Origin of the sequence: Spirosoma panaciterrae DSM 21099, assembly GCF_000374025.1 — a bacterium.
Lineage (GTDB): Bacteria > Bacteroidota > Bacteroidia > Cytophagales > Spirosomataceae > Spirosoma > Spirosoma panaciterrae.
Genome location: NZ_KB893188.1, coordinates 13,227 through 27,995, shown reverse-complemented (window position 1 = coordinate 27,995; position 14,769 = coordinate 13,227). Strand labels below are relative to the sequence as shown.

Here is a 14,769-nt window from a genome sequence, read left to right as displayed (position 1 = left end):
ATTGCTTATTACTTCGTATTCATTCTTAAATCATATTTTTCTTCAATTCTTCCATCACGCGTTCCCGATACGTGACCCCAATGGCTACTTTTTTGCCGTCGAGGGTAGTGATTAGGTTTCCATCGATTTCCTTAATGGCTTGTCGACGAATCAGGTAAGAACGGTTGATGCGTAAAAACTGCGAGGGAGGCACCATCTCTTCCAGCTTGCTCATGGTCATGTGAGTAATGAGTACACGGGAAGTCAGGTGCAGTTTGATATAATCTTTCATACCCTCGGCAAACACAATGTCTTCCGGGGCTACTCGAATCAGCTTTTTGTCTTCTTTAATCAGGAAGTAGGGAATCTTTTCGCGGGGATCAACAGGTGGCTCGGTCTGGGAGCGAATAGGAGGCTTGGTTGGAATAGGGGCTTCAGGATCAATAGCAAAGCCAAGTCGTTTGGTAACTCGATTAATCGCTTCCAGAAACTTGTCGAAGCCAACGGGTTTGAGCAGATAGTGTGTGACCGAGTCGAAGTTGTAGGTTTCAATGGCAAACTGGGGCGATGCCGTTACCATAATAATCACCGGATGCGGCAAGGGCAACGATTTTAGAAATTCAACACCCGTCATATAGGGCATTTCGACATCCAGAAAGAGTACATCGGGTTTGAGGGCCTGTACTTGCTCCAGTCCTTCGAACGGATCGTAGCTTTTGCCAAGCAAGGTCAGATAAGGTACCCGGCTAATGTATTTCGACATGATGACGTGTGCTGGCGACTCATCATCAACTAAGTAACAGGTAAGCGTTTCGTTCATAATGGGGGCAATATATTCGATTTAGCGATTCTGGTGACTCATTTATCGATCAAGAATCCACATTTGTCGAAATATATTTCCCTTTCTGGCCACAGGTCTTTGTTTTGCAGGTGTTAACTAACACAAATTTTTCCAGTTTAATCTATGAATGCCTTAGCCACCAAAATCCGCAAACTTCGGGAAATTCACGGTTATCCACAGGAATATGTAGCCTTTCAACTAGGCGTAAGTCAGGCGGCTTACAGCAAAAAGGAAACCGGCCGAACGGAATTATCCCTAACCGTCCTGCAACAGGTGTCGTCGTTATATAATATTAGTCTTACCGACCTGCTCAGTCTGACAGTCCCTGATTTATTAGTTATTGCTGTGCGCCAGCAGCTTTCTTAGGGTTGGATATAGATACAAAATCACTGCTTTCGTAACCGCATGACCTGACCACCTCCGGCGGCTAATTTCAGCGATACGACTTCCAAACGGCCAACCGCCTGGGTTTGCTGGATGAGATGATTCGGGTTTTGAGCTACGTCGGGAGCATCTGCGTAGAGTTCGGCCGAATAGTTGCCCTCGGGCAGAAAATCCAGTTTGACAGATAGCTCGCGGGCGGTTGAGTTGGTGATGCTGCCAATAAACCAGTCGGTCCCTTTGCGACGGGCTACGGTGATGTATTGACCTACTTCGGCGTTCAAAACGCGGGTTTCATCCCAGGTGGTGGGCACCTGCTGGATAAACTCAAAGCCCGGCTGACCTCTGTAGGCATCCGGGTAATCGCATACCATATTGAGGTAACTTTCGAGCACAACGTACATGGCCAACTGGTGGCAGCGGGTGCCGTGCATGAGTGGGCGGGTATACTGAATTTTGTATTGCTTATCCGGTACGGCCCGAAACCCACCGAGGTGCATATCCGCTGGGCCCGCCAGCAGTCGGGTAAACGGGAAAGAAAGGTCATGATCGGGCGTATCCAGGCCACTCCATTTGTTGGTTTCGTAGTTGAGTGTGGCTTCACGGGTGAGTTCGTTGGGATAAGTGCGGTGCATACCTGTCGGTTTGTAGGCTCCGTGAAACTGGATGTGTAATTTATGACGGGCGGCTGAGTGCAGAATTTCGTTTTGAATATTGACCATTTCCTGGTCGTCGCGGTCCATAAAATCGACCATTAGCCCGCTGATTCCCCACTTTTCGTATTGTGTAAATACCTCTTCCAACTTTGGGTAGAGGGCCGACCAGTAAACCCATACCCGAATACCAACGCCTTTACTTTTGGCATAGTCGCACACCTGCTGCATATCCAGCCCTGGTACCGCCTTAGCCGCATTGACGTTCGGACCTGGTACGAAACCTGCTCCATCGTTGACATACCATTCATGCAAACCGTACTCAACTACAGAGTGGTAGTCGATGTGATTGGCCGCACAAAAGTCGATGTAATACTTCTGGGTTTCGAAATTGTTGCCGGGGGCAAAAGTCGTATCAGGGGTTACATTGCCATTCCACCAGGGGAAAGTGGTTTTGCCAGGTTTCAACCACGCAACATCCTCAAACGGGCAGGGTTCATTCAGGCTGGTCAGTATGTTTGATTCGATCAGGGTGCCGACCCGGTCACTGATGAGCATCACCCGCCAGGGAGTCTGGTGAGGAAGTGTGGCTTTTACTTTCACCTCTTTCTGATTCGGTAGGGGCGAAAGCTGGCTGGTCAGCACATTATTCTTTTTCGTCAAATACATGCCCGCATAATTTACCAGTGCCGCTTCGGTGATAGCCAGATAGGTTTTATTAGGAAACTCAAACAGCGCGGGCATATCCATCAGCGTATCATTTTTGATTTTTGCCAATGGAATAGTCGTATAAAGCCCTTCGTGGGAAGTGGTGAAACTGGGTAGAAACAAAGCCCGAACAGTTGGGTTCTGAGGGAGTTGGAATGTCGTGTTTTCGTCTGTAAGGATATATGATTCCCAGTTGGCCTGTTTCGGAAACTCATACCGGAACGCTACGCCATCATCGAATACGCGAACCCATAACATAATCTGTCGACCCGATTGCCCGGCTTTATTCCGTTCAAGCAGAGGGATGGTCGCTTCCCGATACACCGTATGCACTTTCTTGGCCTTCCCCACTACAAGCTCGTAGGTATCGTCGATAGTTTCGATGGTCGGTTTTTGCTGAAGCAGATTGGGGCCGAACAGGTCAGCATTTTGAAATGTGAGGGTTAGCGTTGAGTGGTCGACCAGAATCTTTTTGTCGAATAGAATCCTGTAGGTAGGGGCCGACGGAGTTAGGTTAAAAACAAACTCGATACGACCATTGGGCGACGATACCCGTACCTCACAGGAGGCAATCTGTGCCTGAAGGAGCAAAACAATCAACAGGAAAAATAGACGGTTGGGTTTCATAAACGATGGTTTACCAGCAGGAAATTAAGCAAAAGGAATGGAGAAAAAAGGATTCTGCCACAGGCTCCAAATGGAAAATATAACTTGGTAAGACAATAAGAATGGGGTGGTTTAACGAAGGGTTCGCTCTAATAGCCTTATTTTATACGGACTTATGTGTAAATTGAACGCTAATCGAACTTAGTTTCAAAAACTGTCTTTTTTGATGAAAAAGCATAACATATTAGTTTCTTCACTGCTTTTGGGCGGGCTTTTGGCGCAGTCGGTATTCGCGCAGGTGGCTACCTTGAATACCCGAATGGATAAAATGGCCGAAAGTCTTGAAAAAAAAGTGGTAACTTGGCGTCGTGATTTTCACCAGCACCCCGAATTGGGGAACCGGGAGTTTCAGACCGCAGCCAAAATAGCGGCTCATCTTCAGTCGCTGGGCATAGAAGTGAAAACGGGTGTGGGCAAAACAGGGGTTGTGGGCTTGCTGAAAGGGGGAAAACCTGGCCCGGTTGTGGCGCTTCGGGCAGATATGGACGGGCTTCCGGTAACTGAACGGGTCGACGTTCCTTTTAAATCGCAGGAACGGACCGAATATAACGGCCAGCAAACGGGGGTTATGCACGCTTGCGGGCACGATTCGCACGTGGCGATCCTGATGGGGGTAGCCGAAATTCTGACATCCGTAAAGGCCGACTTGCGCGGAACGGTTAAGTTTATTTTCCAGCCTGCCGAAGAAGGGGCTCCGCAGGGTGAAGAAGGGGGCGCTTACCTGATGGTGAAAGAAGGGGTTCTGGAAAATCCTAAAGTAGACGCCATTTTTGGTCTGCACATCAATTCACAAACCGAAGTAGGAACCATCAAATACCGGCCGGGTGCTACGATGGCTGCGGTCGATTCGTACGCTATTAAAATCAAAGGGAAGCAGGCCCATGGTGCCGCTCCCTGGTCGAGTGTTGACCCCATCGTTACTTCTGCACAGGTGGTTTTGGGCCTGCAAACCATTGTGAGCCGTAACCTTACTCTGACCGATAATCCGGCTGTAGTAACCGTTGGGGCATTGCATAGCGGTATCCGGCAGAATATCATTCCCGAAGAAGCGAACATGATTGGCACCATCCGTACGTTCAGCCCCGAAGCGCAGCAACTGGTGCATCGTCGGATCAACGAAATAGCGACCAATATCGCCGAAAGTGCTGGCGCCAAAGCCGAAGTGAAAATCGACATCATGTACCCGGTTACGTACAACGATCCGAAGCTAACCGATCAGATGATCCCGTCGCTCGAAACCGTTGCCGGTAAAAACAACGTCAAGATTACCCCCGCGCAAACCGGAGCAGAAGATTTCTCCTTCTATCAGCAAAAAGTACCGGGTTTCTTTTTCTTTCTGGGCGGTATGCCTAAAGGGAAACGAGGAACTGAAGTACCTTCGCACCATACGCCCGATTTCTACATCGATGAAGGTGGTTTTGTGTTGGGTATGAAATCGTTGTGCCGCCTGACGACCGATTATATGGAGTTTGCCAACAAAGGCGTTGCCGTTAAGGAATTGACTCTGGGCGGGCAGTAAGAATTATTTTGACATTTGTGGTTGGCTGACGCGAAAAATCAGGCGTCAGCCAATGTATACAATTTTTTAATCAATCGTTATCGTCTAATAAGCCTTGTTCACGTAATCTAATAGTATATTCATCTAAAGACAGTGGACAGTTAGCCAGATCCATGAAATCAGATTTATCTAGTTTACACTGCCTCTTCATTTGACCAATGAGAAAATCCCCTAATTCTTTTTCTCCGTGGCTAATTTTAGTATAGAGAACTACTTTCCCCTTATGGCGAAATTCCAGATATTTATGGTCATCACTTCGACTAGGAGCATCTTCAAATCCCTTCTTTTTTAAATTTTTATATGTCTGTTTTGCGTCAAGCGTGGGCATGGATATCGACTTGTTTAATTAAGGCGTTTAGGATTGTTTTAATGGATTGAAGTCGCTGAGTAAGTTCTTTATCGGACAAAGCATTGTAACGTTTATAAATAAACTCAAACTCTTCTGCAAAACTTTGCTGTGCTTCTTCTATTGACAAACCTGTGCCGACTAAGTCGAGTAACTCACATGTTAAGACATAGTAGTCATCTTCTTTTTCAAGAAGGCAACGAAGAGGGCTGATTAATCTATAAGTATGCGTATGTGATAGGATCTGATCTGGAGCTAGTGATATAGCTGCTTGTTTGTCTGAATACTCCTCGACTGTCTTGGTTTTTACTCGTGCTCCACCGCGATAAGTTGTAACTACCCTTCTTAGGCTGATCTCTTCTACCGTCTCTAAGTCTCTGCTTTCAATAACAGTTGTAATTAATCGGTCACGAACTTCTTTGCCAAAAGGCCGGATGCGATAAAGTGGGGTGATCTTATCTTTACCTTTCTTAGCATCTAAATCAACCACACTTACGGGAGAGTTACCGAAACTGTTAACGAAATTGTACAACCCATCAACCACTTCGTTTCGACGATAGGCATCAGGATAAAGCTGTCTTACTTTAGCGAAGTCTCCTTTGCTTGAAGCTTCAACCACTTCGTCAAACTTTTGCCTGACTAACAGTCGTTGATTATCAATGTCAGCATCAAGTGTAAGTCGTCTGCGAGGAGTGAATACAAATTGTGGTACAGCACTACCTTTTTGAAATCCAGTAAGTTCTAACTTGAAATTGTTAAGATCTATGGTTGAACCGTCTGATACATTTACTCTGGCAAGTGTTTGTAAGAAATTTTGGAGGTTTTTAGCAATTTCAATAAGATACTCAACAGGCAAAGAGTTATACTTGCCAACCTCTCCACCAATCTGCAGATTAAATATTTCTTTGGGCTGCTCTTGCATAAAAGGTTAACAATTTAAGCGTGAATTTGCTCCAAAAGTACAAAAATTAGGCCAACTACTTGTTTGCTTAAAAGCTGCAAAATGAGTTCGTTGACTAGTGCATTGTTTTGGATCAGAATGCCGTAAGCATGCTCAAACCCCTTTTCGGTTGCGAAGGATTCTGGATAATAAGCTGGGAAAGAGACGCTTGAGGTAGATGCCGTAGATTTCGTTCCCACCAATATATACCTCTTCTTTTTGAGATTCGACAGCTCGTAATAGCCGTCGGGCGAAGTCGTCAGCAGCCATGCCTTTCTGCTGATTCTCGTCCATCTGGTCGTGCTTCTGTCCATCGGCATTAAGCGCATTGATCGAAATGGCTGTCCGGATATACCCAGGACAAACAATGGTTACCCGAAGCCCGGCCTCATAGACCTCCGACCGAAGAGCATCGAAAAAACCATGCAGCGCGTGTTTGCTGGCGCAATAGCCGGAGCGTTGCTTCGTCGCCAATTTCCCGGCTACACTGCTGGTCACTACAAAATGACCACTTCCCTGTGCCAGCATAATCGGCAAAACCAGCTTGGTGAGTGCTACCACACCAAAGAAATTGACCTCCATGAGTTGCCGATACACTGAAAAATCGGTGTCGACAACGGAACTTCGCTGGCTGATTCCTGCATTTTGAAACAGGTAGTCAATCCGGCCAAACCGCTGACGAACCGTTTCGACATGAGTTGCTAAACTGTTGATCTCGGTCATATCCATGGGCAATACAAGCAAATGGGAAGCTGGTAACCCAGTTTGATTGGCTACCCGATGTAGTTCGTCGGCACGACGGGCTGAAATCACCAGAGATATGTTTTTATAGCTGGCCAGCGCCACAGCGATAGCTTCACCGATACCAGACGATGCCCCTGTAATCCAGACAACGGAATTGGCAAAACTCATAGGAGAGATCGGTTAGAATACGAGCTGGGCCGTTTGAGTTGTTAGCTGTAGCGTAACTGTTTTCCCGATTGGTAAGGCCAGATTGAACGGCACATGGCCCGCCGGAAAATCGAACAGTACGGGATAACGGTAGGCCGAAACGGCATCGGCAATAATCTCATTCGCGTCTTTGCCAAAAGGAAGTGATGCGTTGCCGCGCATGTCGGTAAACTGGCCCACTACCAAACCTGCCAGATTGGCCAGCCTTCCACCTCGCCGGAACTGGGTCAGCATCCGGTCGAGGGAGAAAAACGTTTCGTCGATGTCTTCGATAAACAGAATTTTTCCGTCGAGATCGACATCGGTAGGGGTACCAATCGAATTGCTGAGCATGGTCAGGTTACCACCCACCAATGGACCCGAGGCCTGGCCAATCCGGTTCAGTGGATGCACAGGTACAGTGTAATGAGCGGGGATTTCGCCAAATAACCATTGCCGAACCGATTCCAGCGAAGCGGCTCGGTCGGGATCACCAAACTGGCGGGGCATGAGTCCATGCAGACTGACCAACTGATGATTATGGAGTAGACTAAGTAATACCGTTACGTCGCTGAAACCAATGAGCCATTTCGGATTGGCCTCCAAGCCCGTCAGATCGAGCCCGTCAGCAATTCGATAACATCCGTATCCACCACGAGCGGCAAACACTGCCCGAACCGTTGGATCATCGAAAAGCCGTTGGAGATCGGCCCGGCGGAGGTCATCTGAACCCGCAAAAGGTCCGTCGATTGCGCGCAGACTATCGCCTTCGATGACATTTAGCTGCCAATCGTCTCGCAAAATGCGGAGCCCATCGGCTAGTTCTTCATAAGGAAACCAACTGGCCGGAGATACCACACCTACCGTGTCGCCAGGGCGTAAAAAAGGAGGTACAATCAAGGTTAATCTATTGTTTGCGGTTTAGGGTATTCAGTTTACCATAAACACCAGTATCAATTTAACGTAGCTTCTTCAATCTCGTCAAGTTTGTCCAGGTCAAGTATGACCCGGCCGGTTTGAGCCCCGTCGTACATAGGCCGGAATTTATAGCCCCAGCGTATCTCATCATGACGGTAGGAAAAACGCCGATGGACACCCTGCACAAAGGTGTCGTCCAGTGCCTGAAATGAAATTAAGAACTCAGTATCCGATTTTTCCAGATCCTCGGGAGTCAGACCATACAAAGGACTGGTTTCTGTAATCGCGTGTACCAGCGTCCAGTTGGCCGGGAAAAAAGCCACTGTATTCCGTTCGAGATGAATTGGGTAATATTTTCGGGTGAGTATACCTTGCGCATTGGCTTCTACTCTTGATAAACTCACACTGATTTCCAGGTTGATAAGCTGGTTTGGACGTGTGTTGATAATTCGGAACATCCAGGCGTTGACATCCAGATAGGGGGCTAGTACGGCATGCTTCGAAAAACGAATGTGTGCCACCGGACGCGAAAACCGACCGTAGAGCAGGCCGGTAGCGAGTGCAAATGCCAGCAGCCCAACCATCGATTCGAAGGCTGAAATACAACTGGTCAGGAAGCTATTGGGCGAAATATGCCCGTAACCTACGGTCGTAAGCGTTTGTGAACTGAAGAAAAAACATTTCCAGAAAGGACCGTAAATGGAGTCATCATCCATACCTTCGAGGGTGCCGGCCCCTGCCAGCATATACACACCGGCAAAAAGTGTGTTTGTAATCAGATACGCCAGTAGAATCCAGCCAAAAAAATGCGACCAGCGCATTGTAATGAGCCGATTATAGATGTTTAACTGATCCCATAAACTGACGTTGGCATGAACAATATTGAAACTTCCGTCCTGGTTGACCAACCGGGCCTGGGCATCGGTGAGCTTGGTGCCGAAGCCAATGTCGTTACGCTGTTCTTCCTGTTCAACTAACCGACTGTTTTTGGGCGTTTTTTTTAAAACCTGGCGGGTTGATGAATTCATAAGGCGTATAATTGTTACTCTATCACCAGTTATGGCCTACTGACAAAGTTATAGCAAATTTGCCGGGCTTTAACCGTTAAGCTGCAATCATTCCAATTCTGATCATTCAATGCATCCAATTGAAATTGTAACAGGTCTGCTGGGGGTCACTACCTTATTGGTGGTCGTGGCCCGTTGGCTGCGGATATCGTATCCAATCCTGCTGGTTATTGTGGGGCTATTGATCGGCTGGATTCCGGGATTGCCTCCCGTTATTTTGTCGCCTGATGAGGTTTTTCTGGTTTTTTTGCCTCCCTTGCTGTACGCAGCCGCCTGGCAGATCGATAACGTAGAATTAAAATTATATAGCCGTTCGGTATCATTGCTGGCTGTGGGGCTGGTTTTATTTACATCGACACTGGTAGCCCTGTTTGCTCACGCTTTTATCCCCGGTTTTTCATTGGCCCAGGGCTATTTGTTAGGGGCAATCATTGCACCACCTGATGCCGTAGCGGCTACCTCCGTTATGCGCGGACTCAATATACCCAAACAGATCACGACTGTACTGGAGGGCGAAAGCCTGGTCAATGATGCCACCAGCCTGATTATTTATCGGTATGGACTAGTAGCTATCCTTACCAATCATTTTGTTCTTTGGGAGGCTAGTTATCAGTTCATTGGTATCGCGTTGATCAGTGTAGCAATCGGTCTGGCCATTGGCTGGATTATGATCTGGGTTCATCGGATGATTAGTAAAGACAATGTGACGAGCACCGCCATAACTTTACTGACACCGTATGGGTCCTACCTACTTGCCGAAAACTTTCACCTCTCAGGTGTGTTGGCCGTTGTGACTACCGGTTTGTTTCTGTCGGCCCGAACCTCGCAACTCTTTACCTACCACAGTCGATTACAGACCAATTCGGTTTGGGAAATTGTGGTTTTTCTGCTCAATGGCCTCGTCTTTATCCTGATCGGTCTGCAACTTCCCATGATTGTGGCTGACCTGAACGGATATACACTCCCCGAAGCAATCAACTATGCCTTACTGATCAGCGTAGTAGCCGTAATAAGCCGACTGATATGGGTATTTCCGGGGGCTTACCTACCTCGCTGGCTCAGTGCCCGTATTCGCCAGCGTGAAGCGAAACCAGCCTGGCAGCAGGTTATGGTGGTTGGTTGGGCAGGCATGCGTGGAGTAGTCTCGCTGGCTGGTGCGCTGGCCTTACCCAATACCTTACCCAACGGGCAGCCCTTTCCTGCCCGCGATCTGATCTTGTTCATCACCTTTATTGTGATTCTGATTACCCTGGTCATACAGGGGCTAACCCTGCCTTTGCTGGTCGAAGCACTTAATGTGCGGGAAAACATCGACGAGAAGCAGGAGGAACGGAAGCTTCGCCGGCAAATGGCTCTCCAGGTGATTACCCATCTGGAAGAAAACCATTCGGCTGGCTCGGTGCATGATGACGTGCTCAACTATGTGAAAAACACGTACGAACTACGGATTAACGAGCTAAATGGTATGCTGCGCGGGTCGATCAGTACCCCTCATAAACCAACGGAACTCTACCAGCAGGCGATCCGTCTGCAACTCGAACTGATTGATGTAGAGCGAACCGTGCTGACGGAGCAACGGCAAAGTACGTTGCTGGATGGGGAGGTCATTCGGAAAATGGAACAGGAGCTAGATCTCGAAGCGGCCCGTCTGAGTCTGGTCCAACCCTAGACCTAAATTGGGGTGTATGCTCAGTCTGGCAAGTGGTTAATAGCTAGGGTATTAAAAGGCATTATCCGAAAATTAAAGATTATACAACGGTTTTTTTGTTGTGCATTAGGTAAATCTACTTATATTTATACCCAGTTTCTTCGAAACCCCATCCGTAATAATTCCTTACTAATTAGTAACCTATGGCATTTCATCAGGGTATGATCAGTTTGGTTGTGCCCGCTTATAACGAAGAAGAGAATTTACCCGTGCTGGTACATCGGCTGATGGCGGTAATGAAACAGTACGAATCGTATGAAATCCTGATCGTTGATGATGGTAGTTCCGATCAAACCCGTTACGTACTGCGGCAATTGAGTCAGGAATACCCGGTCGTGCGGTTCATTTCCTTCTCGCGCAATTTTGGCCACCAGATGGCTTTGCGGGCTGGTTATGACAATGCGCGGGGAGCCGCTGTCATTTGCCTGGATGCCGATCTGCAGCACCCTCCCGAGTTGATTCCGGCACTGATCGACAAATGGCGGCAGGGCTTTGAGGTGGTTTATACCGTTCGGCGACCCGATCCTAAGCTGTCGTGGTTCAAACGCACTACCTCAAAATATTTCTACCGTATCCTGCGCCGGGTTTCGAATCTGGAGATTGAAGATGGAGCTGCCGATTTCCGGTTGCTCGACCGAAAAGTCGTGGATACCATCAAGCAGTTCAAAGAAGCTGATCTGTTTCTGCGGGGGGCTATCTCCTGGGTAGGCTTCCGCCAATGCCGGATCCTGTATGAACCAGCCGCACGCTATGCCGGTCGTTCGAAATATTCATTCCGGAAAATGATGCAGTTGGCCGCTATGGGAATTACATCGTTCTCAACGCGTCCGCTCTATCTGTCGGTAACACTTGGCTTTTGTATGTCGCTGTTTGCTATCCTGTTTGGGGCCGAAGCGATTTATGAACATTATTTTACCGACGAAACCGTATCGGGCTGGACAACGCTGGTACTGCTATTAGTGCTGATTGGCGGGGTACAGTTTATTATGATCGGGATTATCGGCGTATATTTGGGCAAAACGTTTGTCGAAGTGAAAGGCCGACCAGCTTATATTATCGGCGACACGAGCGAGATCGAGGAGACTGTAACGCCATGGCAATCCCCAATCGAGGAAGAAATATTTTATTCACCGTTGACGTAGAAGAATTTGATACCGCCGTTGAATTCGGCCACAACATTCCTTTGAATGAACAGGTGGCCGTTTCAACGCGTGGCTTAACCCTTCTGGCCGAACGATTCGATACACTGAATGTTCGAACGACGCTGTTCACAACGGCCAATTATGCCCTTCACGAGCCGGACTTGATGCTACGTCTGGCTGGCAAGCATGAAATAGCTTCTCATGGCTATTATCACACCACTTTCGAACCCGCCGATCTGCTCAAATCCCGACTCGCACTGGAAGATTTGCTGAATCGTCCCATTACGGGTTTTCGTCGCGCGAGGATGGGCTTTGTCGATCCAAACGACGTGAAACAGGCGGGGTATCAGTACAATTCCTCCTTGCATCCGACCTGGCTTCCGGGCCGCTACAATCACTGGGGCGAACCCCGGCATCCGTTCCGGGAGGTTGGCGTCTGGCAAATTCCGGCTTCGGTTACACCAACACTTCGCTTACCTCTGTTCTGGCTGAGCCTGAAAAATTTTCCGTTTAGCTACTATAAACGACTTTGCCGCCAGACCCTCGAAGCAGATGGGTTTCTGAACCTGTATGTACACCCCTGGGAGTTTACCGACTTATCGGCCTATGAAAAAATCCCTACCTATGTGCGTCGGCATTCGCACGAAGGGTTGCTGGATCGGGTCGAAAAGTTACTGCAATACCTGAAGCCGATGGGCGAATTCAAGGGCATGCAGGAATTTGTAGAAGGGTTGTAAGCTTATAGGCTTCGTAAACCGTTTCTAGATAAAGATAACATCGTCAATCACATCGCTGCCCATGTCTTTATTGACGAGTTGAATCAGTTTCTGTTTGGCATTGACAAGTTCATTACGAAGTGGAGCCGACGCAATTTCGATGTGCAGCTTCCGATCACGGACATAGAGCCGGTTTGTTCGGGAAGCAATAGCTGGCCCCATCATTTTTCCCCAGAAGGCTTCCAGATACGTTTCGTTGAAGCGCGTTTGAAGCTGATAAGCCTTCAACAGTTGCCCAATGGCGTCCTTAACCGTAGTGGTTCCTGCTACGCGGGTAGCATTGTCTCGATTGTAGCGGTACGTTTGGTTCATGGGGTGGGATGTTGTCGTTTTGCTACAAAAGTAAAGAAGGATTAAACGCCGTGTATGGCAAGGATGTGTGTTATCACAAAAAATATTTTAACCGTCAGAAAAAGCGGTCGTTTTTTGGATTCGCCCTCGTTGACTGCTATACTTGCAGTATCAAGTCAATAGGTACGCGGTTTTATCATACCGACGCGCGTTGATTTATAAAGAAGCGGGGAGAGATCAGGCTCTGCGAACCGCTGGCAACCTACCACATGGCAAGGTGCTAACTCCTGCCTAAAGTTATTTAGGGACTATAAATCGTTTCTTCACATGCTCTGTATTCAACGCTGTATGCCCTGTGGGGCCTACTAAGCACAACCACCTTCTGCCACGAAAACCGGGAGGGTTTGTCGTGTGCTGTTCGTTGCTGGTGACTATAAATTGGTCAACCAGCCAAATATTCACCATGAGTCGTAAGATTTTACCAAAACCACGTTAGAACATACATCCTCAATCATGTCAGAACTGCATTTCGAAACGCTCCAGCTACACGCAGGGCAAGAGCCAGATCCCACGACCAATGCCCGGGCAGTCCCAATTTATCAAACGACATCCTATGTATTCAACGACTCAGCTCACGGCGCTGATTTGTTTGCGTTGAAAGCGTTCGGTAATATTTACACGCGCATCATGAACCCGACTACCGATGTGTTTGAAAAACGCATGGCGGCATTGGAGGGCGGTGTAGCTGCGCTGGCCGTATCGTCGGGGCAGGCGGCACAATTCATTGCTCTGAACAATATTCTGAATGCGGGCGATAACTTCGTGACCACTTCATTCCTGTACGGTGGTACCTACAATCAGTTTAAGGTGTCGTTCAAGCGGCTGGGTATCGACGCGCGTTTTGCCGATGGCGATAAGCCCGAATCGTTTGCCAAACTGATTGATGAAAATACGAAGGCTATTTATCTCGAAACCATCGGTAATCCAGGGTTTAATGTGCCTGACTTCGAAGCCTTCGCGGCTCTGGCCAAACAGCATGACATCCCACTGATTGTCGATAACACGTTCGGTGCAGGCGGTTATCTGTTTCGACCGCTCGAACATGGAGCCGCTGTCGTGGTTGAGTCGGCTACAAAATGGGTGGGTGGCCATGGCACCAGCATTGGTGGCGTTATTATCGATGGTGGAAATTACAACTGGGGTAATGGGAAATTCCCTCAGTTCAGTGAGCCGTCGGAAGGGTATCATGGCATGGTATTCAGCGATGTTTTTGGGGTGGGCGGGCCTTTTGGCAACATCCAGTTTATCATTCGGGCACGGGTTGAAGGTTTACGCGATTACGGTCCGGCACTCAGCCCGTTCAATGCATTTTTGCTGATTCAGGGGCTGGAAACGCTCTCCCTTCGCGTTGATCGGACCGTTCAGAATGCCTTGGCGCTGGCCCAGTGGCTCGAGCAGCACGATCAGGTTGAATTTGTCAATTACCCCGGTCTGGAAAGCAGTGCCTACCACGAACTGGCCAAAAAATATTTGAAACGAGGCTTTGGGGGCGTGTTTACATTCAAGGTAAAAGGCGATAAAGAGGCAGCCGATCGGTTTGTAAACAGTCTGAAACTGGTGAGCCACCTGGCGAATGTTGGCGACTCGAAAACGCTGATCATTCACCCGGCAGCTACCACTCACCAGCAACTGAGCGAGCAGGATCAGGCCAGTGCCGGTGTTGAAGCGGGTGTTCTGCGGGTTTCGGCCGGGATCGAACATCTCGACGATATCAAAGCCGATTTTGAGCAGGCCTTCGCCCAAATTGCCGAATCAGTACGTGTTTAATAGTTTGGGGTCTGCCGTTTGGGGCTGGTTCATCCGAA

General features: G+C 48.3%; 14 protein-coding genes and 1 riboswitch. Of the genes, 6 read left to right on the top strand and 8 right to left on the bottom strand.

Annotated features, from left to right (window positions below; translation table 11 throughout):
- Positions 1-25 precede the first annotated feature (25 nt).
- Entirely contained in the window at positions 26-799 is a 774-nt protein-coding gene (locus B153_RS0117980) for a LytR/AlgR family response regulator transcription factor (protein ID WP_020598131.1), read from the bottom strand.
- Between the two features lie 144 nt (positions 800-943).
- On the opposite strand from B153_RS0117980, the gene B153_RS0117975 reads away from it, so the two are divergent.
- Positions 944-1,186 (top strand): helix-turn-helix domain-containing protein, encoded by a 243-nt coding sequence (locus B153_RS0117975; RefSeq protein ID WP_020598130.1) that lies wholly within the window; start codon positions 944-946, stop codon positions 1,184-1,186.
- Positions 1,187-1,206: 20 nt separating this feature from the next.
- Here the strand turns inward: B153_RS0117975 and B153_RS0117970 are convergent, their stop codons facing one another.
- A complete protein-coding gene (locus tag B153_RS0117970) occupies positions 1,207-3,189 on the bottom strand; it encodes a glycoside hydrolase family 97 protein (protein WP_020598129.1) in 1,983 nt (660 codons plus the stop codon).
- Positions 3,190-3,394: 205 nt separating this feature from the next.
- Here B153_RS0117970 and B153_RS0117965 point away from each other — a divergent pair, with 205 nt between their 5' ends.
- Entirely contained in the window at positions 3,395-4,747 is a 1,353-nt protein-coding gene (locus B153_RS0117965; RefSeq protein WP_020598128.1) for an amidohydrolase, read from the top strand.
- Positions 4,748-4,817: 70 nt separating this feature from the next.
- On the opposite strand, the gene B153_RS35400 is transcribed toward B153_RS0117965, so the two are convergent.
- The 5 genes from B153_RS35400 to B153_RS0117940 all read right to left on the bottom strand — a co-directional run bounded on the left by B153_RS35400 (position 4,818) and on the right by B153_RS0117940 (position 8,948).
- On the bottom strand, positions 4,818-5,114 hold the full coding sequence (locus tag B153_RS35400) for a type II toxin-antitoxin system HicA family toxin (protein WP_020598127.1): 297 nt from the start codon (positions 5,112-5,114) through the stop codon (positions 4,818-4,820).
- Entirely contained in the window at positions 5,101-6,054 is a 954-nt protein-coding gene (locus B153_RS0117955) for a hypothetical protein (RefSeq protein WP_020598126.1), read from the bottom strand. The genes B153_RS35400 and B153_RS0117955 overlap by 14 nt, the downstream gene beginning before the upstream one ends.
- Positions 6,055-6,186: 132 nt before the next feature.
- A complete protein-coding gene (locus tag B153_RS0117950) occupies positions 6,187-6,984 on the bottom strand; it encodes an SDR family oxidoreductase (RefSeq protein ID WP_020598125.1) in 798 nt (265 codons plus the stop codon).
- Positions 6,985-6,996: 12 nt separating this feature from the next.
- Entirely contained in the window at positions 6,997-7,902 is a 906-nt protein-coding gene (locus B153_RS0117945; protein ID WP_020598124.1) for a S66 peptidase family protein, read from the bottom strand.
- A gap of 53 nt (positions 7,903-7,955) precedes the next feature.
- Positions 7,956-8,948, bottom strand: a complete 993-nt coding sequence (locus B153_RS0117940; RefSeq protein WP_020598123.1) for an ion channel — start codon at positions 8,946-8,948, stop codon at positions 7,956-7,958.
- Between the two features lie 109 nt (positions 8,949-9,057).
- On the opposite strand from B153_RS0117940, the gene B153_RS0117935 reads away from it, so the two are divergent.
- The 3 genes from B153_RS0117935 (at position 9,058) to B153_RS0117925 (ending at position 12,574) form a co-directional block, all read left to right on the top strand.
- Positions 9,058-10,656 (top strand): Na+/H+ antiporter, encoded by a 1,599-nt coding sequence (locus B153_RS0117935; RefSeq protein ID WP_020598122.1) that lies wholly within the window; start codon positions 9,058-9,060, stop codon positions 10,654-10,656.
- Between the two features lie 182 nt (positions 10,657-10,838).
- Positions 10,839-11,837 (top strand): glycosyltransferase family 2 protein, encoded by a 999-nt coding sequence (locus B153_RS0117930; protein WP_020598121.1) that lies wholly within the window; start codon positions 10,839-10,841, stop codon positions 11,835-11,837.
- Positions 11,789-12,574 carry a polysaccharide deacetylase family protein gene (locus tag B153_RS0117925; protein WP_020598120.1) on the top strand — a complete coding sequence of 262 codons (786 nt, stop codon included), beginning with the start codon at positions 11,789-11,791 and terminating at the stop codon, positions 12,572-12,574. The genes B153_RS0117930 and B153_RS0117925 overlap by 49 nt, the downstream gene beginning before the upstream one ends.
- A gap of 24 nt (positions 12,575-12,598) precedes the next feature.
- Here B153_RS0117925 and B153_RS0117920 read toward each other — a convergent pair whose 3' ends face one another.
- Positions 12,599-12,925 carry a DciA family protein gene (locus tag B153_RS0117920; RefSeq protein ID WP_020598119.1) on the bottom strand — a complete coding sequence of 109 codons (327 nt, stop codon included), beginning with the start codon at positions 12,923-12,925 and terminating at the stop codon, positions 12,599-12,601.
- Between the two features lie 192 nt (positions 12,926-13,117).
- Positions 13,118-13,221: riboswitch (SAM riboswitch) on the top strand.
- 196 nt (positions 13,222-13,417) lie between these two features.
- Between B153_RS0117920 and B153_RS0117915 the strand changes: the two genes are divergently transcribed.
- Positions 13,418-14,731, top strand: a complete 1,314-nt coding sequence (locus tag B153_RS0117915; protein ID WP_020598118.1) for an O-acetylhomoserine aminocarboxypropyltransferase/cysteine synthase family protein — start codon at positions 13,418-13,420, stop codon at positions 14,729-14,731.
- Positions 14,732-14,769: the final 38 nt, after the last annotated feature.